Raw genomic sequence first — 18,360 nt, 5'->3', positions numbered from 1 at the left:
AGCGAACGGTTCGTTGCGCGGGCCGCCGCTGAACCGGACCGTTGGCCATGTTCGTCCCACAATTTCAACATGATTTGCTAACCATTAGAGACCGGCAATCATTTTTTTCGTGTCCAAAGGATAGCGTGCAACGTGGAGTTGCCAGCGATGTCGCCACGCTCGTTGATCCCGACACCTTCGCTGAAGTTGTCCCCGGGGAGCGTGCCCAGGTCAGTCATCGCCCCATGTTCAAACAGAAACGCGTGCGGCAAGTACGGGTTGGTTCCGGCATCCGATTCGCCGACTACCTGGCCGCGATTGTTGATCCCAAAAGCGTTACTGTCGTTGAGACCGGGGAGCGTGCCCAGGTCAGTCATTACCCCCTTTTCATACAGAAAGCCGTGCACGTCCCCGCTTGCGGTAGACGATATGCCGACCACCTGGCCGCGATTGTTGATCGCCTGAGCATGGCTGATGCCGTTATTCCCCTGGAGCGTGCCCAGATCAGTCATCACCCCGTGTTCATACAGAAAGGCGTGCGCGTACCCACCTGCGATGGACGAATAGCCGACTATCTGGCCGCGATCGTTGATCCCCAAAGCTCCGCTATCGCTGCCGCCGGGGAGCGTGCCCAAGTCGGTCACCACGCCGTTTTCAAACAGGGCAGCGTGAATGTACCCGCGTAGGTTGGACGCTAGACCAACCACCTGGCCGCGCTCGTTGATCCCGTTAGCTCCGCTGACGTCGCCGCCGGGTAGCGTACCCAGGTCGGTCATCACCCCGTGTTCGAACAGAAAGGCGTGCGAACTCCCGCGCGCGGTGCTCGAGGAACCGACCACCTGGCCACGATCGTTGATCGCGCTAGCTGAGCTGTAGCTGCCACCAGGGAACGTGCCCAGATCGGTCACCACCCCGTTTTCAAACAGACAGGCGTGCGTGTTCCCACCGGCCGTGATCGAGTAGCCGACCACCTGGTCGCGCTCGTTGATCCCGAGCGCGTTGCTGTAGTTATATTGACCGGGGAGCGCGCCGAGATCTTTGATGGTGAGACTTTGGCCTGCGGCAGGCTGAAATGCAGCGACCGCGATCAGAGTGAAAACAATCAGGGCGCCGCGAGCGTAGCGCACGTTGCTAATCATCTTGCATGCGGATTGCATAGTGATCCCCTTTCCTCGAATAAAACCCGAATCGCGATAAATTCATATGCGGCACAATAGGGCACACCTTGCGTCTCGATATCGACGCAAATCGAAATAAAGTCGAGTCTTTTGCGAAATAAAAATCTGCATATATATGCGGTTCGCGCGTCTGTACCGAGATAAATTGCGCTGGCTTTCATCTGAAAGCGGCCATGGTTAGTGAGGATTGCTGGTTGGCACAATCCAGGCGTGAGAGCTGATCCAGCATGGGCCACCGTGATCAATGACGAGATGGCCTGTCATCCGCTTTCCGTATTGGAGATTCGAATATGTATGCAGATAGAAGTTACCGACCACTCTAGTCTATGGAATGCCTTGTTTCAACTTATTAAATATTGAGGCAAATTAATGACAATACAAAATTGCGATCACTTGCCTTTGCTTGATGGCGGGTTAAAAGCTCGCTCGGGTTTGAGCGCTCTACCTGTATGACCTCTTGCGCCGAATGTGCGAACGTTAGCTGTTTGATTGGGACGGGAGTTGAGGTCATGGTGATGTGGACGGCGGGGCGAACGCAAGCCGCTGCGTGCGTGATGCAGGGGTCTAAGGGTTTGTACTTATTTTTTCAACATTGTTTTGTTCCGCAAGCACTTAATTGCGCACCGACCTCGGCCTAGACTGCAAGCACTGAAACGCAAACGGGCGTTTGCGGAACAAACGAAGTCTGGAGGTAAGTATCATGAAACTCGTTCAATCGCTCATCGTCGCAGCTGCTCTTGCAATCCCGGCTGTCTCATCTTTTGCTCAATCCAACGAAGCGGTCGCTCCGGCCAATGTTCAGGCTGCACAAAGTAGCTTTGGTGGCGTTGCTGACGGTACTTCGGCGTCGGGCATCCACCATGAACTGCGTTCGTTCGACACTGCCGTCTCGCACCTGGGACATAAAATTCAAGGCTCTGTTCGCCCGGACCCGAATGACGGAATGAAGCCCGTGTTTTTCGGCGGCGCATAAATTGGCCGGATTGATTGCAGCCTTGTGTCGTGGATTGAGTGGTGCCTGGGCGTCCTTGGTCTGTTGAGAGAATGACGTTGAGACGCGCAGATAAATCTGCGCGTTTTCGCTTTTAGGCGTCCCCCGCTGGGTTTGTTTTGCTGAGTGACGGGGTTCGAATGGGTTAATTGGCTGCAATGGGTCGACGACGGAAGTTCGACGCGAGCCCGGGTTGGGTCGAGTTATTTTGACGTCGAACTTTCGGGTTCGGTCGTGGAGAGACACTCGACGATGTGGCCTACATCGCCGACAATCGGCGCTTGTCGGCACGTCCAACCCACCTTTGCCAACGGGCTCTGAAAAAAGAACACGATGGAAGCTACGCATTTGATAAGAACAGCCAGGCCGGAAGACTCAGCGCGTATTGCGGTGCTTGGCGCAAATGTATGGGTGCATACGTATGCAGCGGCGGGAGTGTCCGAGGTCATCGCGCAATATGTCCTGGCGACATTTACGCCAGAAAAAATCCAGACCTTAGTGAACGATCTAGGCGCTGTTGTGCTGGTTGCCGAGGCAGAGGGAAATCTTGCCGGCTATATTGTCATGCGCTTTGATTCGTACCATACGGACGTTCCCATCGAGATCGAAACACTTTACATCCATGCCTCTTTTTCTGGTCGTGGCATTGGATCAGCATTGCTGGCTCATGCCAGAGGCATTGCAGAGGCAAGAACTGGAAATCGTGCAATCTGGCTCATCGTCAACTCACAAAACGAAAAGGCGATCTCTTTCTATCGTTCCCGTGGGTTGACACAAGAAGGGGTAGCGTATTTTGCCCTTGGCGGTATCAAACATGAGAACAAGGTGATGGTCGCAAGGGATTAGCGCACGTCTTGCAGTCGCGAAACGCTGTTGGACAACGCCAAATACATGATCGCCAACGAAACTTATGCAGTTCCCGGAGCGGCCGCATTCGACAGGATTGGGGGGGCGTACGCTTCGTTAAATAAACTGTCGTATCCGCGCCTTCCATGCGCGACTGGGGCAACGCTGTGCCGACAACTAATGTGGTGAAAGTATACGGAGCCGCATGGAGTGTATATGTGCGGATCGTCCGGCTTGCGCTGGAAGAGAAGCAGGTCAAATACGACTTGGTCGAAGTAGATGTATTCGCAGAGACGGGGGTTCCGCAGGAGCATTTGACGCGTCATCCGTTCGCCGCATTCCAGCCTTCGAGCATGGCGATTTTCATCTTTACGAGACAGGCGCGATTGTTCGCTATATCGACGATGCTTTTCCCGGATGCAAACTGCAACCGACAGATCCGAGAGCCCGCGCCAAGGTAAACCAGATCGTTGGGATACTGGACGCCTATGCATACCGAACGCTCGTTTGGGATATATACGTTGAACGCGTGGTTTCAGTTCGGGAAGGCCGGTTAGCAGATGAGCGGAAGATCGCCGCCGCGCTACCGTGTGCCGCTGTATGTCTATCTGAATTGACGCGCGTGTCCGGCAACCATGGGTTCCTGATCGGCGATGACGTGACAATTGCTGATTTGTACGCCGCTCCAATGTTCGCATGCTTCATGCAGGCACCTGAAGCCATTTCACTAATGGAAGGGTGCGAAAAATTGACCTACTGGTGGCAGCGATTCGCCACTCGCCACAGCATGTCCCGAACAACGCCATGAGCAACCGCGTGCGGCACGCAACGGCCACAAGCGATCGCTCGACGACGGAGCGTAAATCGCGGACGATCCCGCGCTGTACGGCTGAACGCGTTGCAACTGCCCGATCAAACAACGCGGTCGTGATACTCGGTGAACACTAGATTAGCGTGACGGCATTGATCGGCCACTACGCCTGCACATCGATCAACACACCGAGCGGCCGCCATTGGACTCCCTTCGTCTCGTCCGACAATCCGTCGAGCACAGCAGCGAGCGAGACTTTCGCGTTCGCATTCTGCGCGAGCGCCGCGACGTGATCCCGTAAGGCCTGATTCAATTGTTCCATTGCGGCTGTCATCGGGTCGCCCGGCTTTGTCACAGCGCTTGATGTGTTGTTGGAATTGTCGATATCGAAATCCCATTCGTCCGTATCGCCATCGTCGTCGCTTGCTACCGTGCCGGACATCTTCGCCAGATCGGCAATCTGCGCACCGAGATCGCGATAGCCGCTTACGGCCGAACTGGATGGCTGGATATCTGCCGCGGCGGAAAGCGCGTCCTTCGTTTCTTTGCCCGACGTGCTCAGGCCGTTAGCCGCGGCAATTGACCGCTGCAATTCGAGCGCCTGATAGAGCGCCGCGACCAGTGACGCGCTCGACGCACTCACGCGCCTGTGCAACGACGAGGAGTCGGAGTTGTCGTTGATGTTATCGCTGATGGTTAATCCCGTTGATGCATCGATGCCGAGCCGCGTCAACGTCTGCTTGAGTGCTGTTATCAGTGCATCGTTGCTGCGGTCGGACGTGCTGTCTGTCGACGCTGCATCCTTTGATGAAGGAAGCTCGGGTGGTGGCGGTGTGGTGACTGACGTATTCGTGTTGATCGGATCAGGCGACATGGGCTGACGCTTCCTTTGCTCCGCGCTTGGGGAGACGGTCGAGAATCGAATGCACGGTAGCGACGTGCAATCGAGTTATCGGGTCTGTCGCGCGAGACTTGATGTTTTGTAAGTGCGCGAAAGGAAGCCGGCCGTGCGTGTAATCGAGTCTGGATGATCAACTGCAAATGGCCGATACCGCAGTCGTTCGACATTTCGGTCTGCGCGGCGTACCGCGAGCCGCTCAAGAGATGGAGGTCAAGATCCGATTTTCCTCAAGCGCGCCAGACCTGGTAGGGCACCGGCATTCCACGTCTGGAAAGCCGGCGGGTCCACTCGCAGAAGGTCAGTCCTTCAGAGAAGCAGAATCGCGCTTTCGCGGAGTGCGCTTCCCGCTTTCCGCTTTCAACGCCACGGGGGCCTGCTTTTTTTGCGGTGTGCGTTTGGAAACCTGAATGCGCCGTCCAGTCGCAAAGGCTTCCGCGCGAGTGGCACGCTCGGCAGCCCATGCCGGATTTACCCGAGTCTCGACCTGGCTGAAAGTGAAAGGCAAGTCCTCTTCTTCGGGTTGCCAGTCGCTGCCAATTACCTCGCCGGTTCGCCGGTGCTTCATCGTCACAGCGCCTTCAGCTTCCGGGTCCAGCCCACAGTGCCGCATTCCCCACAAACGAAGGGTCAGCATCACTCCGTCAAGCTCGCGCGTCTTGTCAGTGACGCAGTAAGCGTGCCGTCTGGGTCGCTCCTGATAGACCCGACGCTCGATGAGCCCGTTGTCCTCCATTGTTTTGAGGCGCTGGGTAAGCAGGTTGGGCGACATTCCGGTCTGTGCCTGAATGCCGTCGAAGCGGTCATTCCCCATTCTCAACTCGCGCAGGATCAGGATAGTCCAGCGATCCGCAATGACGGCGGCCGCGCGAGCGAGGGGGCAAAGCGTCTCGCCAGTAGTCTGTTGTTTCATCTCGGTCCCTCACTCAACCCTGCATTGTGAACCTGTCTGGTCTGCTATCCAAGATCACCTCCCGTCGCGGATCGCAAGTTATGTCCTTTACAAATCTAGTGACTTCAAATATTGTAGCAACACGACAAACGAACCAGCGGAGCATGGAATATGGCAAATCAGTCGAAATCCGAACTGACGTATGAGCCTGAACTGACGGGGCTGCTGATCGTCGACCCCTACAACGACTTTTTGTCGGAAGGAGGCAAGCTCTACGAACTCAGCCGCTCGACGCTGGAAGCGAACGATGTCGTCGAACATATGCGGCAGGTGCTCGCTACGGCTCGTGCGGCCGGCGTACAGGTCTTCATCGCCCCCCACCACCGTTGGCGCGAATGTGATCTGCACAGTCATTGGAAAACGATACCGCCGATTGGAGCCTCCGCCGACAAGGGCCGCGCCTTTGCCGACGGGACTTGGGGCGGAAGCTTTCACCCCGATTTCGAGCCGCGTCCCGGTGAGGTCGTCGCGCAAGAGCATTGGCTCTCAAGCGGATTCGCCAACACGGATCTTGACCTTCAGCTCAAGAAGCATGGCGTGCGCAAGGTCATCGTGATCGGCATGCGCGCCAACACGTGCATCGAGTCTACTGTGCGCTTTGCCGCCGAGCTGGGCTACGAAGTCACGCTGGTGAAAGACGCGATCGGCAGCTTCGGTCACGCCGAGATGGACGCCTCGTTGCAGTTCAACATGCCGGCTTACGCGAACGCCATTGTCTCGACTGCCGAGATTGTCGCGAAGCTGTCAGTCTGACCATCCGGAGATCGACAAATGACTGATGAAGTCATCGCTAAATCGATGGCCGAGGCCACCATTCATGCGCCACTCGCGTCCATCGATCTGACCGAATGGGTCTTCACGCTCACTGACAGCGAATATCAGGCCTGTTCGAAGAATCACATTGCGGCGGCTGCAACGCTCACCCCTGATGGCAAGCGTATGTCCGTCAATGTGGAGCACGTTGGCAACTTGATGGTGCAGCACTATGTCGAGGATATCGCGGAGCGAAGCCGTTGCCGGCTTGTGTCGTTATCGGACTCGATCGGTCCGGACATCGGCAGCCGCGTCAAGATTATCGTGATCTGGTCTTTCAACGCGGATGCGATCGATGCTGACACAACAAGGTTGACTAACAGCGTGGAAGTCCGCTCCACGCCAGACTATCTCGAGGTGCTCGAGAAGCGTGGCGTGCCGTTCGCCAAGGCGAGCGAAGTCGCGCAGCAAGCTCTAAGCGCTCACAACGCTGAGGAGACACCCCTGTTTGCCAAGGACATCGAGCGTAAAGCCCTGGCCAAACGGTGGGAGTGAGATCGCGCCAGTCAGGCAGCAGTCAATGAGTGGCGCGATCGAAGCCATAACCAGTCTGGACCGTATAGATGATGCGCCAAATAATGGAGGCTCCATGAGCAACGTCCGCACGACCATCGTCACCGACAAGACCACGCCAGGATATTGGCGCGTCACGCTCGACAACCCGCCGATCAACGCCATCGACGATCGTATGTACGATGAGTTCTATGACCTGGTCGAGGAGATTGAAGCGGCTCCGTCGCTGAAGGTCGTCACTTTCGAGAGTGCCAACCCCGACTTCTTCATCGCCCACTACAGCACGGCGGAGCCTCGTAGCCGATTTGGCACGCCGCGCTGGATTCAAGCCGCCACCCGCCTCGCTCAAAGCAAGGTGCTAAGCATAGCCGTCATACGCGGCAGGGCGCGCGGCGGCGGAAGCGAGTTCACCTTGGCGTGCGACATCCGCTTCGCCAGTAAAGAGAAAGCCGTCTTCGGCCAGCCCGAGGTCGGCACCGGCCTTATTCCGGGTGGTGGCGCCCTGCAGCGCTTACCCCTGCTGGTTGGGCGCTCAAGAGCCATCGAGATCATTCTCGGCGCCGAGGATTTCGACGCTGAGACTGCCGAACGCTATGGCTGGATCAACCGCGCCATACCGGAGGCCGAGCTTGATGATTTCGTTGCGAGATTCGTGCGACGCATTCTGTCCTTCGACAAGCAGGCGCTCAGCACAGCCAAGCAGACGATCAACCAGTTCGGTTTGCCGGACTTCGCTCAGCTTCAATTGACCCAGGACACCTTCTTCACGACATTCGGATGGCCAGGCGCAATCGAGCGGATGCCTAAGCTACGTGCACGAGGCATTGGGACCGCAGGCGAATTTGAATTGAACCTCGGAGATCACATCGGGGATCTCTGAGCGAGCTGGCCGGGCAGAATGCAGTAAGGCGCAGCGCATGCGATCGATCGTCAGCAGGCATTGACCGGCCACAAATGCGGCGCACCTTAGCGAAGTGCCGCCGCTACCGCCTCGTCAATCTGCTGCGCAAAGCGTGCGTCAACATCGGGCACCGTGTAGCCAAGTGTGAGTTCCAGATGCGCATCGCCTAGCACCAACTGAACGAATGTCGCTGCCCGCAACGTAGCAGTCGATTCGTCAAATCGCCTTCGCAGAATTTTTGCGGCGAAGGCGCGCACGACCTTTGCGCCATTTTCGTAGAACACCCGGCCGAGTTCCGGAAACCGCGCGGCCTCGGCAACGATGGCCCGGTAAAGCCCCAGAGTATCTGGCGTAATAAGGCTTCGTGCCAGCACCCATCCCAACTCGCGCAGCTCGACTTCGGGGGCGCGTTCGGATTGCTCGCCCTGAGCGCCGGCAAGCAGCGCGCCCACCTGAGTGCACATCGCGCTTACCAGACCAATGAAGAGCGCCTCCTTCGACTTGAAGTGGCGGTAGACCGTCTGTTTGCCGACGCCGGCCTCCGAGGCGACATCGTCCATCGTCGCCAAACCGAAACCCCCGCGTAAGAAGACGGTTTTCGCGCCGTCGAGGATTGCAGACCGCTTGCGGCATTGCAGCGGGCTCAGGCCGGGGAGAGAAGAAGTGTCCATCCCAGATAAATAACAGATCGTTGAGTAGTTGACAAGACTGGTCAGTCTCGTTTAGATTTGCCGAAACGAGACCGGTGAGTCTCGTTGTGTGACTTTTCAACTTCGCAGCCAATCATTGGAGAACGCTTTGAAACTGTTCATTACAGGTGGTACTGGCTTCATCGGGCAAGCGATCGCGCGCAAGGCAATCAGCCTCGGCCATCAAGTGACGGCGCTGGTGCGCCAGGACAGCACGGCGGCCGCCAGCGCGCTGGCACGTCTCGGTGTGACGCTGCATTCCGGCGACCTGCGCGAGCCACAGACTTTCGCTGCGACTGCCGGCGCCGCCGATGGCGTGGTGCACGCCGCATCGACTAACGATGCTTCCGCCGCTGCTGCTGACGAGGCCGCGGCGGTAGCGGTGCTTTCGCATTTGCATCCGGGCGCGGCGTTTGTCTATACGTCGGGCACCTGGGTCTACGGCAATACGGAAGGGGAGCCCGCGACTGAAGCATCGGCGCTGAACCCGACGCCACTCATCGCCTGGCGGCCCGCAGTGGAGCAACAGGTGCTGGCGCTAGCAGCACGCCGCTCGATCGCTGCAGTGATCCTCAGGCCGGCAATGGTGCACGGCTACGGCGGTGGCGTCTTCGGCATGCTCGCCGGCATGGCCCGTCGCAGTGTGAGGATCGTCGGTGATGGTCACAACCACTGGCCTGCCGTTCACGTCGATGATCTCGCCACGGCCTATCTGAGCGCGGTGGAGCGGGCGGCAAGTGGGGACGGCCGAGTCGCGGGACAGATCTTCAACGTGGTCACGGAAGATGCGGTTGCCGTTGCCGAAATGGGTGAAGCGATTCGGGCCTCGATCGGCGCCGATCGCGTCGAGCCCTGGCCGCTCGACGATGCTCGCCAATCGTTTGGACCGTTCGCCGACGCACTGGCGCTCGATCAGACCGTGAGCGGCCAGCATGCCCGGCAAGTTCTTGCATGGAAGCCCGATGGCCCCGGCCTGATTGCGGACCTCTCTGCACAGAAGCACTTTCAGCAAATCAACGGAGCATGATCATGGCGTGGCACAGTGCATCTTTAGAGTCGATTCTCGCGATGATCGTAGCGGTTCTGTTCGCGGTTGCTGGGGTGGTCAATCTCGCAGGACTCGGCGCGGTGAAGCGTGACTTTGCGCGCTGGGGTTACCCGGCATGGTTTCATTTGCTCTGTGGCGCGCTTGAACTGTTGTCTGCGGCGCTTCTCTTTGGACAACAAACGAGAGTTTTGGGCCTAACGCTGGCCGGTGCGATCCTGGTCGCCGCGCTCTTCACGTTGCTACGAAACCGGGAGCCGTTCGGGCATGTCGCTCCGGCGCTGGTTTTCTCGGCTCTCGTTGTGGTTACTGTGGCGCTCCGCGGTTGAGGCTTGCTCGCCACCAGGCGAGTGAGCCCGGGTCGCCGGCCGCGGATCACCGCTTTACGTGCCGCGGGAAACGGCCCCCATGCGTGGGGCATCGGGCGGGCATGAGGAGACATGGCGATGTATGGAGTGACATCGTCAACAATCGAGCCGGACTCAACTAGCTGCAAAGCACAATGCCGGGCGCATCAACGGAAATAACCGCCTTCCGCCAGCGCAATTCCGACAATTGCGAGTTTGGCGCCCTCCAAACCGCACTCCCAATTCATGTTCTCCCCCGAAGCGCAACTTCACGAGTTATAACGAGTCGTGCGCGAAGATGGCTCCCGTAAGTGTTGAAAGTAGTGTCGGGACACCAGGTCTACACCGTGAGACACGACTGAACGGCGCGAAAGACCACAACTGAGTTTCCTGCCACGCAGCGTGCCAACTGTGAAGCGCCAACTTCTTCGGAGGGACGCCAGATGAAATACTCCGCAGTTATAGCGTGCAGCGTGCTTTGCGCCGCTTGCATGCAAGCGATCGGGCAAGAGCGGCAGAGCTGCACCGGCCCGCAGCTAGGAACATGGGCGCTCCAGTCAAACACGACTGAAGACCTGACTACCGGCGAGAAGGCCGAGTTGTTCGGCGCACATCCAACCGGTTTTATTAGCTATGGTCCAGACTGCAGGATGTCAGTCATCCTGATCAAGGAGGGGCGAAAAGCGCCTACCGTACCAACCGACGCCGAGCGCGTCGAGCTCTACAACGGGTTAGTCGCCTATGCAGGGACCTATAGCATCGAGGGCGACAAGGTTAGTCACCATATTGATGCTTCGTGGAACCAGTCATGGACGGGCACGACCCAAATGCGTCAGTTTCGAGTTGAGGGCAAGACCTTGTACCTAAAGACGCTGCCTGGCAAGAACGCACTCACGGGCAAGATGAGCTCGTCGGTGTTGATTCTGGTTAAGGTCGAGTAGACGTGTATCCACGGCGTCTCGTGCCTCTGCCGGACGACCGCGCCTTAACAAAAAGGCGTCGGCCGTCCGGGTCAGTTCACTAACCGTATTGTCAGTTCTTCACCTGCGAGGCACAGTTTTCACTTTCTGTGTCATGCGACAGGTTGCACCCGTTTTGCGCGTCCCCGCTACAATCTGCCTGATCTATTTGACGCGGAAGAGCACGTATGAAAGTCACCCGGGAACCCGTCGCATTGTCGCGAGCCACGCAGTTACTGAATCATGGCCCTGTCACGATCATTACCAGCGCGCACGGCGGCCGCTCGAATGTGATGGCCGCATCGTGGGCGATGCCGCTCGATTTCACCCCGCCGAAGGTCGTCGTAGTGGTGGACAGCCGCACGCTCACGCGACAACTGATCGAAGCGAGCGGCGTGTTCGGGCTGCAACTGCCGAGCCGCGGATTTGCCGCGCAGACGCTGGCGGTGGGAACGAACGCAGGCGTTGAACTCGACAAGTTTGCAGCCTTCAACCTTGAGACTTTCCCCGCACAGCAAATCGATGTGCCGATGCTGGCAGGCTGTATCACGTGGATGGAATGCAAGGTGATTCCGGACGATAGCCAACGGCACGATCTGATCATCGGCGAAGTGGTCGCCGCCTACGCGGACAGCCGCGTGTATTCGAACAATCGCTGGCACTTTGGCGACGACCCGGACCTGCGCACATGCCATTACGTGGCGGGCGGGACGTTCTTCGCCACGGGCGATGCGTTTGAAGTTGCGCCGGTGGCGAGCAGCGTGGGGGATTAACCAATTAGAGCGGCGGCGCCCTGAACTTTGTCAGCGCCCACGCCGCACACTATTTCTGCCGCAAAAATTTGCCCGCCTTCTGCTCCAGCAGCGCAACGAGCTCGGGCTGCATGAACGCATAGTCGTCGGGGATGTCGAGGCAAATCACTTTTTTGCCGTTCAGATACGCGCGGAACTTTGCCGACAGCCTCGCCCGATGCGCTTTTTCCATTACGAAGACGATGTCGGCCCAGCGAACCTGCTCGGGCGAAAGTGGCACGTCGGCATCCGCAGCAAGTCCGGCCGAATCCGTTTCGACGTTCGGCCAAGTGGCGAACACGTGCTCGGCTGTCGGGCTGCGCAGGCGGTTCTTGCTGCAGATAAACAAGGCGCGCATCACTGATTAGCTGGCCATGTTTCTGTTCGGGGGCACGCGTGTCTCACGAATTACCATCGGCAAACGCCGTAAGTGCCTCGCCCGCCAGCCGGTAGCGAACCCATTCGCTTTGCGCGCTCGCGCCGATCGATTCATAGAAGCCGATTGCCGGTTCGTTCCAGTCGAGCACACTCCATTCGAAGCGCCCGCAGCCTGTTTCGCAGGCAATTTGCGCAAGATGGCGCAGCATCTGTTTGCCCGCGCCGCTGCCGCGCGATGTCGGCGATATGTACAGGTCTTCCAGATAAAGCCCCTGTTTGCCGAGCCACGTCGAATAGGAGAAGAAGTAAACGCAAAAGCCGATCGGCTGGCCGTTCATCTCGCAGATCAAGGCCTTCGCAGTGGACGTAGCGGAGAACAGGCTCGTTTCGATGTCTTCAACCTTCGCGACAACTTCGTGCTCCGCTTTCTCATACACCGCGAGTTCGGTGATGAAGCGGAGAATCAGCGCGGCGTCGGCTGCGTGGGCGGGGCGGATGTGGATGGTCAAGGTGAATTGCTCGGTCGGTTGGATGGTCGATCGAAGTGTAGCGAAAATGCGGCAGCTTCGGATCAAACCGCCATCGTATCGCTTATCCAGATTGCGATTGACGCATCGCCATAAATTCGTTTACTGTCGATCCATGGACTTCCACTCGATTCCCTTCGCCGCCGTCACCACCACGACGACCACCTTCACAGGCGGGTCGTCTGGAGGTCGCGCACGCTAGAAGCAGGAAGCTGTGGCAGACCACCAAAGGCCCCGCCGGAAACGGACGGGGCCTTTGGCGTTTCTGGACCTCCGTTTGCGGCATCGATCCTCAGTATCTGCAAGATCAAATCAAACGGAGCGTCATCGTGAACGACATCGACCATCGTGTACTGGGCAACAAACTCGACCTCTTCCATCAACAGGAAGAAGGCGCCGGTATGGTTTTCTGGCACCCACGCGGCTGGGAGTTGTACCGCGTACTGGAAGACTACATTCGCGCCCGCATGCGGCGCGCGGGCTTTCGCGAGATTCGTACGCCGCAACTGCTGGCGCGCTCGTTGTGGGAGAAAAGCGGTCATTGGGACAAATTCGGCGCGGCAATGTATTCGTTGGCTGACGCGGAAGAAGGACGCGCGCTGTGTTTGAAGCCGATGAGTTGTCCGTGTCACGTGCAGGTGTTTAACCAGCGTGTGCGGTCGTATCGCGAGCTTCCGGTTCGTTATAGCGAGTTCGGCGCGTGTCATCGTGACGAACCTTCAGGATCGCTTGAAGGGCTCAAGCGTACGCGTGCGTTCGTGCAGGACGATGCGCATGTTTTTTGCACGGAGGCGCATATAGAAGCCGAAGTGGGCCACTTCTGTTCTTTGTTGCGCGCTGTCTATGCGGACCTCGGTTTCCCTGAATTCAAAGTGGCGCTCGCCACGCGGCCTGCGATGCGCGCGGGCAACGATCAAACGTGGGATCGCGCGGAGGAGGCGCTGGCCAATGCAGCGCGTGCAGCAGGCCTTGAATTCGATGTACTCGAAGGAGAGGGCGCGTTTTACGGTCCGAAACTGGAGTTTCATCTGACGGATAGCCGTGAACGAAGTTGGCAATGCGGCACGATCCAGCTCGATTTCGTACTGCCCGATCGGCTTGATGCGGAGTTCGTCAACGAGCGCAACGAACGCGAGCGGCCGGTGATGATTCATCACGCGGTGCTCGGTAGCATGGAGCGTTTCATCGCGATGTTGCTTGAACATCACGAAGGGTGGTTGCCGGTTTGGCTTGCGCCGGAACAGGTCGTGGTCGCGACGATCAGCGATGCAAACGCGGCCTACGCGCAAGAAGTGATGCAGGCGCTCGACGTCGCCGGCATCAGAGCGCTGCTCGACGGCCGACCAGAGCGACTGGAGAAGAAAATCGTCGACGCACGCGAAAAGCAGGTGCCGATTTTCGTCGCGGTCGGTTCGCGCGATGAGCGCGATCGGACGATCAGCATTCGCATGCGCGACGGGCATCAATTGACGCTTGCGCTCGCGGAGGGCGTCGAGCATTTGCGATTGGCTGCGCTGCCGCCTCCACTACGATCCGCGTTTTAGCGCAGCAGGGACACCGGTTCGCTTCGGCCGTTGCGTTCGAGCGCGTTCGCGGTCAGCCGGTCTCGCAGCGCGTAGCACACTGGGGCGTACCTAGCCGGTTTGCATTTGCGTCCTGCGCCGACCATACTCCTTTTGTCGGCAATCTTCCGAGCGAACTTCGATGAACCCTAGCGATTCTGACGGTACCCAGCAGGAGCATGTGCATGCCGACGCTGACGACCACGACCACGACCACGGCCACGACGGTAGTGCATTGTCAGAGATGGATTTGCGGGTGCGTGCATTGGAATCCCTGCTAGTTGAGAAGGGGTACGTCGATCCACACGCACTGGATATTCTGATCGAGACCTATGAGCACAAAGTTGGGCCGCACAATGGCGCGCGCGTGGTCGCGAAGGCATGGCGCGACCCGGCATACAGGCAATGGCTGCTGGACGACGCTACTGCCGCGATTGCTTCGCTCGGCTACACCGGCAGGCAGGGCGAACACATGGTGGTGCTGGAGAACACGCCCGCCGTACACAACATGGTGGTCTGCACGCTATGTTCGTGCTATCCGTGGCCGGTGCTTGGGCTTCCGCCGGTCTGGTACAAGTCGGCGCCTTACCGGTCGCGCGCGGTTATGGATCCGCGTGGTGTGTTGAAGGAGTTCGGCTTCGAATTGGCCGCCGAAGTGGAGTTTCGCGTGTGGGACTCCACCGCAGAGGTTCGTTATCTGGTGTTGCCCATGCAGCCGCCCGGAACCGGTGGCTTCTCTGAGGAGGCGCTGGCTGAACTGGTGACACGTGACTCGATGATCGGCACAGGATTGCCGAAGACACCGGAACCGAAACAGGAGCCAGCATGAACGGCGCACAAGACCTTGGCGGCATGCAGGCATTCGGTCCGATACGGGCGGACGCCGACGTCTCGCTCTTTCACGCTGACTGGGAGCGCCGGGTGCTGGCGATCACGCTGGCGATGGGCGCAGTCGGTAAGTGGAACATCGACATGTCTCGCGCCGCGCGGGAGAGCTTGCCGCCTGCACAATACCTCTCCAGCAGCTACTACCAGATCTGGTTCGAAGGACTGATAAAGCTGCTGCTGAGTACGGGGCTGGCAACCGCGGAGGAAATCGGAACCGGCGAGTCGAAGAGCGCAGCTGCACCGGTTCCTCGCGTGTTGATGGCCGACGGAGTAGCCGCCGCGCTGCTCCGGGGCAGTCCTGCCGATCGCCCTGCGGCGGCCGACGCACGCTTTAAGGTCGGTGACAGGGTGCAGACCCGTCAGTTGAATCCATCCACGCATACCCGTCTGCCGCGCTACTGCCGCGGCAGACGGGGACACATTATCGCCGTGCACGGCGCGCATGTTTTTCCCGATGCCAACGCGGTTGGGCTCGGCGAACAGCCGCAATGGCTCTATACGGTGCGCTTCGATGCCGCCGAACTCTGGGGGACGGACACGACAGCGGCCTCGGTCTGCGTCGATTGCTGGGAGCCGTATCTCGACTACCCGAACGCCGGGTCTGCCTGATATGACTTCCGCCCGACCGAATCTGCCTGATCTGCGTACCGCCTTGCCGACGTTGCCTTGTGACGAGGCGGGTCCCGCTTTCAGTGCGCCATGGGAAGCCCACGCATTTGCCATGACAGTGGCCTTGCACAAGCGCGGCATGTTCACCTGGGCTGAATGGGCAGAATGCCTGAACCAGGCAATCTGTGATGCGCAGGCCGCTGGCGACCCGGACCGTGGCAACACTTACTACAGTCACTGGCTGACGGCGCTCGAGCGCATCAGTACCATGAAGGGATTGGTGACAGACGACATGCTTCGACAGCGTCACAACGCATGGGACGTCGCAGCACGCAATACCCCGCACGGACAGCCGATCGAGCTTGGATGACAGTGTCGCTCGCAGTTCCGTTTCACGCTTGCGGCGTTCGACGAAATGAGTCACGCGCTAACCACGCGTTAAGCCACGTCGTTAAACAATCTCCCCCAACTCCCAAGCGGCCTGGTGTCCACGCCCACCATCCTTAAAGCCTTCCAAACGACGGTGGCCACCGTGTCATACGCAGGAATATCCGTCGCCATCTCAAACGCCCGCACCAGATGCGCCGCGTGCAGATTCGTGCAGAAGGTTGTAACCGCATCCGGCCTCGCAAACGCGGCCTCACGCATCATGATCGCCAGTTGCGTATCCGGCACCTCGGCAAAACTGAAATTGTCCTGCAAGCCGAGATGTCGTTCTGAAACGCATTCAATGCCGAGCTTCTCGTAGTTGCGCACGATCCGTTGCTGAACCTCGTCGATATACGGCGACACCAAACCGAGCCGCCGTACACCTGTCCTGGCGAAGATCTCGTTGAGCGCCAGTACCGAGGTCGTTGCGGGAATGCCGGTCGCCTCGGTGATCTGGCGGCACAGCGCCTGGTCGCGCTCGAAGCCGAGCCAACCGGACGAGGTGCCGCTCCAGCCGATCACGTCGACCCGTGCATCGGCCAACTGACACGCCGCTGCGAGAATCCGGCCCGCGTCGAACTGGCCGAGTGCCTGCTTCGACAACGCGATCTCCGTGACCGTGAAGCGCGCAAAGTGTGCGCTGACGTCCGGCAATTCGCTGAGCATGGCAGCAGTAATCGGCTCCAACGCCGTATTCGACGATGGCGTGAGGATGCCGAGCCGGATTCTCCTGTGTTGCATCGTGGCGTGTCCCTTGGGTGCTTGAGTGTGTCGGCGGGTTAGTCGGCCAGCAACAGCTTCACGCCCTCGGCCGCTTCATAGCGAAGCTGCTCGAGATCGAGGCCCGGAATCACGCCGTTGTCCACCACGACACGACCATTCACCACGTTGTAGCGAACACGAGCCGGCTCGCCCGCCGTCACCGGCGCCACGGCCACGTCATGGAAGCCGTTGAAGCGCAGATCGCTGACGTCATAAAGCACGAAATCCGCTGCCTTGCCGACTTCGAGCGTGCCGACCGCATCGAGGCCGAGCACACCTGCGCCCCCCGCGCTGCCCCAATGAATCGTCTCTTCGACGGTCGTCGCCGACGCGCCTTGTGCCGCCCGATGCACCAACCACGCGAAGTGCGCTTCGTTGGTCATGCTGCCGGACTCGTTCGAGGCAACGCCGTCTACGGCCAGTGACATCGGCACGCCCGCCGCCGCCATCTGCGGTGCGGGCGCAATGCCGCTGCCGAGACGGGCATTACTCACCGGACAGTGCGAGCAGCCGCTGCCGGTTTCCGCAAGCATCGCGATCTCGCTCGGCTGCAGATGCACGAGGTGAGCGAACCAGACGTCCGGCCCGAGCCACTCATGATCGGCGACGAACTCGACCGGCAGTTTGTTGAAGCGTTCTTTGCAGAAATCGACGTAACGGGTCGTTTCGGAAAGATGCGTGTGCAACCTTAAGCCCATGCGCCGCGCGGCGCGGGCGACTTCAGGCAGCAGTTCCGGCGGCAGTGAAAACGTCGGCGTAGTCGGTGCAACCACCACGCGCCGCATGGAGGCGGCTCCCGAATCGTGATAGCGCGACTTCAAGCGTTCGACGTCGGCAAGCATCTGATCGAGCGTCTCCGGTTTCAACGCCACTTTAGAAAAACCCGGGTGATCGCCCGCCGCCTGCAGTGCACCGCCGCGGCACAGCACAAAACGCATGCCGAACGACGCCGCTTCGTCGAATAGCAGATCGCCGGTTTCAGTGGTGCCGTCCGCGTGATAGAGGTAGTGATGATCGGCGCAGGTTGTCACACCGGACAACAACAACTCGGCAAGACCCAGACGTGCAGCGACGCGCGCCAGGTCCGGCGTAAAGCGTGCGAGACGCGGATACGGCACGGCGGCCAGCCATTCCTGCAAATCGGCGTTGATGCCGGACGGCACCGCCTTCAGCAGGTTCTGGAACAGATGATGGTGCGTGTTCACCCAGCCCGGATAAACGACGCATGAACGCGCGTCGATCACGCGCTCATCGGCGCGCGGTTCGAGATTGGGGGCGATGGCGTCGATACGGCCGTTGCGAATCCGCAGATCGACCTGACCCAGGCGCGCGTTATCGCCGCTTCGGCCACTCATCACCGCGGCAGGGTTCTTGATCAGCAACGCTTCAGTTTGCATGCTCACGATTCAATGTCCTTTCAGATACTTCGAAGCGGCCGCCGGTCCATGGAGGTACAACGGCCGCGCTCGTCCTGCTCCCTCGGTCGCTAATC

22 protein-coding genes are annotated in these 18,360 nt (G+C 59.2%); 14 read left to right on the top strand and 8 right to left on the bottom strand.

The genetic code is table 11. The features are described from left to right. Positions 1 to 98 precede the first annotated feature (98 nt). Positions 99 to 1,136, bottom strand: coding sequence for an HAF repeat-containing protein (locus R8871_RS06065; RefSeq protein WP_246287418.1), 1,038 nt, complete (start codon positions 1,134 to 1,136; stop codon positions 99 to 101). Positions 1,137 to 1,857: 721 nt separating this feature from the next. Between R8871_RS06065 and R8871_RS06060 the strand changes: the two genes are divergently transcribed. The 3 genes from R8871_RS06060 (at position 1,858) to R8871_RS06050 (ending at position 3,802) form a co-directional block, all read left to right on the top strand. Next, the gene (locus tag R8871_RS06060) at positions 1,858 to 2,130 is read left to right on the top strand and encodes a hypothetical protein (RefSeq protein WP_175049500.1); all 273 of its coding nucleotides are present in this window, start codon (positions 1,858 to 1,860) and stop codon (positions 2,128 to 2,130) included. Positions 2,131 to 2,481: 351 nt separating this feature from the next. Then, entirely contained in the window at positions 2,482 to 2,994 is a 513-nt protein-coding gene (locus R8871_RS06055) for a GNAT family N-acetyltransferase (RefSeq protein WP_175049499.1), read from the top strand. A gap of 205 nt (positions 2,995 to 3,199) precedes the next feature. Further along, positions 3,200 to 3,802 carry a glutathione S-transferase family protein gene (locus tag R8871_RS06050; protein WP_246287416.1) on the top strand — a complete coding sequence of 201 codons (603 nt, stop codon included), beginning with the start codon at positions 3,200 to 3,202 and terminating at the stop codon, positions 3,800 to 3,802. A gap of 166 nt (positions 3,803 to 3,968) precedes the next feature. Here the strand turns inward: R8871_RS06050 and R8871_RS06045 are convergent, their stop codons facing one another. Both R8871_RS06045 and R8871_RS06040 read right to left on the bottom strand, forming a co-directional pair. Beyond that, a complete protein-coding gene (locus R8871_RS06045) occupies positions 3,969 to 4,679 on the bottom strand; it encodes a hypothetical protein (RefSeq protein WP_175049498.1) in 711 nt (236 codons plus the stop codon). A gap of 325 nt (positions 4,680 to 5,004) precedes the next feature. Further along, on the bottom strand, positions 5,005 to 5,616 hold the full coding sequence (locus R8871_RS06040; RefSeq protein ID WP_175049497.1) for a winged helix-turn-helix transcriptional regulator: 612 nt from the start codon (positions 5,614 to 5,616) through the stop codon (positions 5,005 to 5,007). A 150-nt stretch (positions 5,617 to 5,766) separates the two neighbouring features. Between R8871_RS06040 and R8871_RS06035 the strand changes: the two genes are divergently transcribed. From R8871_RS06035 to R8871_RS06025, 3 genes are all read left to right on the top strand, one after another. After that, positions 5,767 to 6,408 carry an isochorismatase family cysteine hydrolase gene (locus R8871_RS06035; RefSeq protein WP_175049496.1) on the top strand — a complete coding sequence of 214 codons (642 nt, stop codon included), beginning with the start codon at positions 5,767 to 5,769 and terminating at the stop codon, positions 6,406 to 6,408. Positions 6,409 to 6,426: 18 nt separating this feature from the next. After that, positions 6,427 to 6,963: a hypothetical protein gene (locus R8871_RS06030; RefSeq protein WP_175049495.1), complete on the top strand. Its 537-nt coding sequence runs from the start codon at positions 6,427 to 6,429 to the stop codon at positions 6,961 to 6,963. Between the two features lie 94 nt (positions 6,964 to 7,057). Continuing rightward, positions 7,058 to 7,861: an enoyl-CoA hydratase/isomerase family protein gene (locus R8871_RS06025; protein WP_175049494.1), complete on the top strand. Its 804-nt coding sequence runs from the start codon at positions 7,058 to 7,060 to the stop codon at positions 7,859 to 7,861. 86 nt (positions 7,862 to 7,947) lie between these two features. Here the strand turns inward: R8871_RS06025 and R8871_RS06020 are convergent, their stop codons facing one another. Beyond that, a complete protein-coding gene (locus tag R8871_RS06020; RefSeq protein WP_175049493.1) occupies positions 7,948 to 8,553 on the bottom strand; it encodes a TetR/AcrR family transcriptional regulator in 606 nt (201 codons plus the stop codon). A 127-nt stretch (positions 8,554 to 8,680) separates the two neighbouring features. Here R8871_RS06020 and R8871_RS06015 point away from each other — a divergent pair, with 127 nt between their 5' ends. From R8871_RS06015 to R8871_RS06000, 4 genes are all read left to right on the top strand, one after another. After that, on the top strand, positions 8,681 to 9,598 hold the full coding sequence (locus R8871_RS06015; RefSeq protein ID WP_175049492.1) for an NAD-dependent epimerase/dehydratase family protein: 918 nt from the start codon (positions 8,681 to 8,683) through the stop codon (positions 9,596 to 9,598). 2 nt (positions 9,599 to 9,600) lie between these two features. Beyond that, complete coding sequence (locus tag R8871_RS06010) at positions 9,601 to 9,945, top strand: DoxX family protein (RefSeq protein ID WP_246287414.1); 345 nt, start codon at positions 9,601 to 9,603, stop codon at positions 9,943 to 9,945. 461 nt (positions 9,946 to 10,406) lie between these two features. Continuing rightward, entirely contained in the window at positions 10,407 to 10,904 is a 498-nt protein-coding gene (locus R8871_RS06005) for a lipocalin-like domain-containing protein (protein ID WP_175049490.1), read from the top strand. A 206-nt stretch (positions 10,905 to 11,110) separates the two neighbouring features. After that, on the top strand, positions 11,111 to 11,695 hold the full coding sequence (locus tag R8871_RS06000) for a flavin reductase family protein (RefSeq protein ID WP_175049489.1): 585 nt from the start codon (positions 11,111 to 11,113) through the stop codon (positions 11,693 to 11,695). A gap of 49 nt (positions 11,696 to 11,744) precedes the next feature. Here R8871_RS06000 and R8871_RS05995 read toward each other — a convergent pair whose 3' ends face one another. Both R8871_RS05995 and R8871_RS05990 read right to left on the bottom strand, forming a co-directional pair. After that, complete coding sequence (locus R8871_RS05995) at positions 11,745 to 12,071, bottom strand: low molecular weight protein tyrosine phosphatase family protein (RefSeq protein ID WP_175049488.1); 327 nt, start codon at positions 12,069 to 12,071, stop codon at positions 11,745 to 11,747. Positions 12,072 to 12,114: 43 nt separating this feature from the next. Continuing rightward, complete coding sequence (locus R8871_RS05990) at positions 12,115 to 12,600, bottom strand: GNAT family N-acetyltransferase (protein ID WP_175049487.1); 486 nt, start codon at positions 12,598 to 12,600, stop codon at positions 12,115 to 12,117. Between the two features lie 347 nt (positions 12,601 to 12,947). On the opposite strand from R8871_RS05990, the gene thrS reads away from it, so the two are divergent. The 4 genes from thrS to R8871_RS05970 all read left to right on the top strand — a co-directional run bounded on the left by thrS (position 12,948) and on the right by R8871_RS05970 (position 16,047). Beyond that, positions 12,948 to 14,162: a threonine--tRNA ligase gene (thrS, locus tag R8871_RS05985; protein WP_175049486.1), complete on the top strand. Its 1,215-nt coding sequence runs from the start codon at positions 12,948 to 12,950 to the stop codon at positions 14,160 to 14,162. A 160-nt stretch (positions 14,163 to 14,322) separates the two neighbouring features. Beyond that, on the top strand, positions 14,323 to 15,009 hold the full coding sequence (nthA, locus tag R8871_RS05980) for a nitrile hydratase subunit alpha (protein ID WP_175049485.1): 687 nt from the start codon (positions 14,323 to 14,325) through the stop codon (positions 15,007 to 15,009). After that, the gene (gene nthB / locus R8871_RS05975; RefSeq protein WP_175049484.1) at positions 15,006 to 15,677 is read left to right on the top strand and encodes a nitrile hydratase subunit beta; all 672 of its coding nucleotides are present in this window, start codon (positions 15,006 to 15,008) and stop codon (positions 15,675 to 15,677) included. Before nthA ends, nthB begins: the two co-directional genes overlap by 4 nt. Before the next feature lies 1 nt (position 15,678). After that, positions 15,679 to 16,047 carry a nitrile hydratase accessory protein gene (locus R8871_RS05970; RefSeq protein ID WP_175049483.1) on the top strand — a complete coding sequence of 123 codons (369 nt, stop codon included), beginning with the start codon at positions 15,679 to 15,681 and terminating at the stop codon, positions 16,045 to 16,047. A gap of 68 nt (positions 16,048 to 16,115) precedes the next feature. On the opposite strand, the gene R8871_RS05965 is transcribed toward R8871_RS05970, so the two are convergent. Next, positions 16,116 to 16,847 (bottom strand): maleate cis-trans isomerase family protein, encoded by a 732-nt coding sequence (locus tag R8871_RS05965; protein ID WP_175049482.1) that lies wholly within the window; start codon positions 16,845 to 16,847, stop codon positions 16,116 to 16,118. A gap of 38 nt (positions 16,848 to 16,885) precedes the next feature. Then, positions 16,886 to 18,265 carry an amidohydrolase family protein gene (locus R8871_RS05960; RefSeq protein WP_407673122.1) on the bottom strand — a complete coding sequence of 460 codons (1,380 nt, stop codon included), beginning with the start codon at positions 18,263 to 18,265 and terminating at the stop codon, positions 16,886 to 16,888. Between the last annotated feature and the right edge of the window lie 95 nt (positions 18,266 to 18,360).

Origin of the sequence: Paraburkholderia sediminicola (assembly GCF_902859805.1) — a bacterium.
Taxonomy (GTDB): domain Bacteria; phylum Pseudomonadota; class Gammaproteobacteria; order Burkholderiales; family Burkholderiaceae; genus Paraburkholderia; species Paraburkholderia sediminicola.
This window is presented reverse-complemented; position numbering and strand designations above follow the sequence as displayed.

Excerpts from the sequence above, each read along its gene's own strand:
- R8871_RS06035 (WP_175049496.1), top strand. The coding sequence starts at position 5,767 with ATGGCAAATCAGTCGAAATCCGAACTGACGTATGAGCCTGAACTGACG.
- R8871_RS06000 (WP_175049489.1), top strand. The coding sequence starts at position 11,111 with ATGAAAGTCACCCGGGAACCCGTCGCATTGTCGCGAGCCACGCAGTTA.
- R8871_RS06025 (WP_175049494.1), top strand. The coding sequence starts at position 7,058 with ATGAGCAACGTCCGCACGACCATCGTCACCGACAAGACCACGCCAGGA.
- R8871_RS06060 (WP_175049500.1), top strand. The coding sequence starts at position 1,858 with ATGAAACTCGTTCAATCGCTCATCGTCGCAGCTGCTCTTGCAATCCCG.
- R8871_RS06065 (WP_246287418.1), bottom strand. The coding sequence starts at position 1,136 with ATGCAATCCGCATGCAAGATGATTAGCAACGTGCGCTACGCTCGCGGC.
- R8871_RS05970 (WP_175049483.1), top strand. The coding sequence starts at position 15,679 with ATGACTTCCGCCCGACCGAATCTGCCTGATCTGCGTACCGCCTTGCCG.
- R8871_RS06020 (WP_175049493.1), bottom strand. The coding sequence starts at position 8,553 with ATGGACACTTCTTCTCTCCCCGGCCTGAGCCCGCTGCAATGCCGCAAG.
- R8871_RS05965 (WP_175049482.1), bottom strand. The coding sequence starts at position 16,847 with ATGCAACACAGGAGAATCCGGCTCGGCATCCTCACGCCATCGTCGAAT.
- R8871_RS06030 (WP_175049495.1), top strand. The coding sequence starts at position 6,427 with ATGACTGATGAAGTCATCGCTAAATCGATGGCCGAGGCCACCATTCAT.
- R8871_RS06040 (WP_175049497.1), bottom strand. The coding sequence starts at position 5,616 with ATGAAACAACAGACTACTGGCGAGACGCTTTGCCCCCTCGCTCGCGCG.
- R8871_RS06045 (WP_175049498.1), bottom strand. The coding sequence starts at position 4,679 with ATGTCGCCTGATCCGATCAACACGAATACGTCAGTCACCACACCGCCA.
- R8871_RS05995 (WP_175049488.1), bottom strand. The coding sequence starts at position 12,071 with ATGCGCGCCTTGTTTATCTGCAGCAAGAACCGCCTGCGCAGCCCGACA.
- nthA (WP_175049485.1), top strand. The coding sequence starts at position 14,323 with ATGAACCCTAGCGATTCTGACGGTACCCAGCAGGAGCATGTGCATGCC.
- R8871_RS06055 (WP_175049499.1), top strand. The coding sequence starts at position 2,482 with ATGGAAGCTACGCATTTGATAAGAACAGCCAGGCCGGAAGACTCAGCG.
- R8871_RS06050 (WP_246287416.1), top strand. The coding sequence starts at position 3,200 with ATGGAGTGTATATGTGCGGATCGTCCGGCTTGCGCTGGAAGAGAAGCA.
- R8871_RS06010 (WP_246287414.1), top strand. The coding sequence starts at position 9,601 with ATGGCGTGGCACAGTGCATCTTTAGAGTCGATTCTCGCGATGATCGTA.
- R8871_RS06005 (WP_175049490.1), top strand. The coding sequence starts at position 10,407 with ATGAAATACTCCGCAGTTATAGCGTGCAGCGTGCTTTGCGCCGCTTGC.
- nthB (WP_175049484.1), top strand. The coding sequence starts at position 15,006 with ATGAACGGCGCACAAGACCTTGGCGGCATGCAGGCATTCGGTCCGATA.
- R8871_RS05960 (WP_407673122.1), bottom strand. The coding sequence starts at position 18,265 with ATGCAAACTGAAGCGTTGCTGATCAAGAACCCTGCCGCGGTGATGAGT.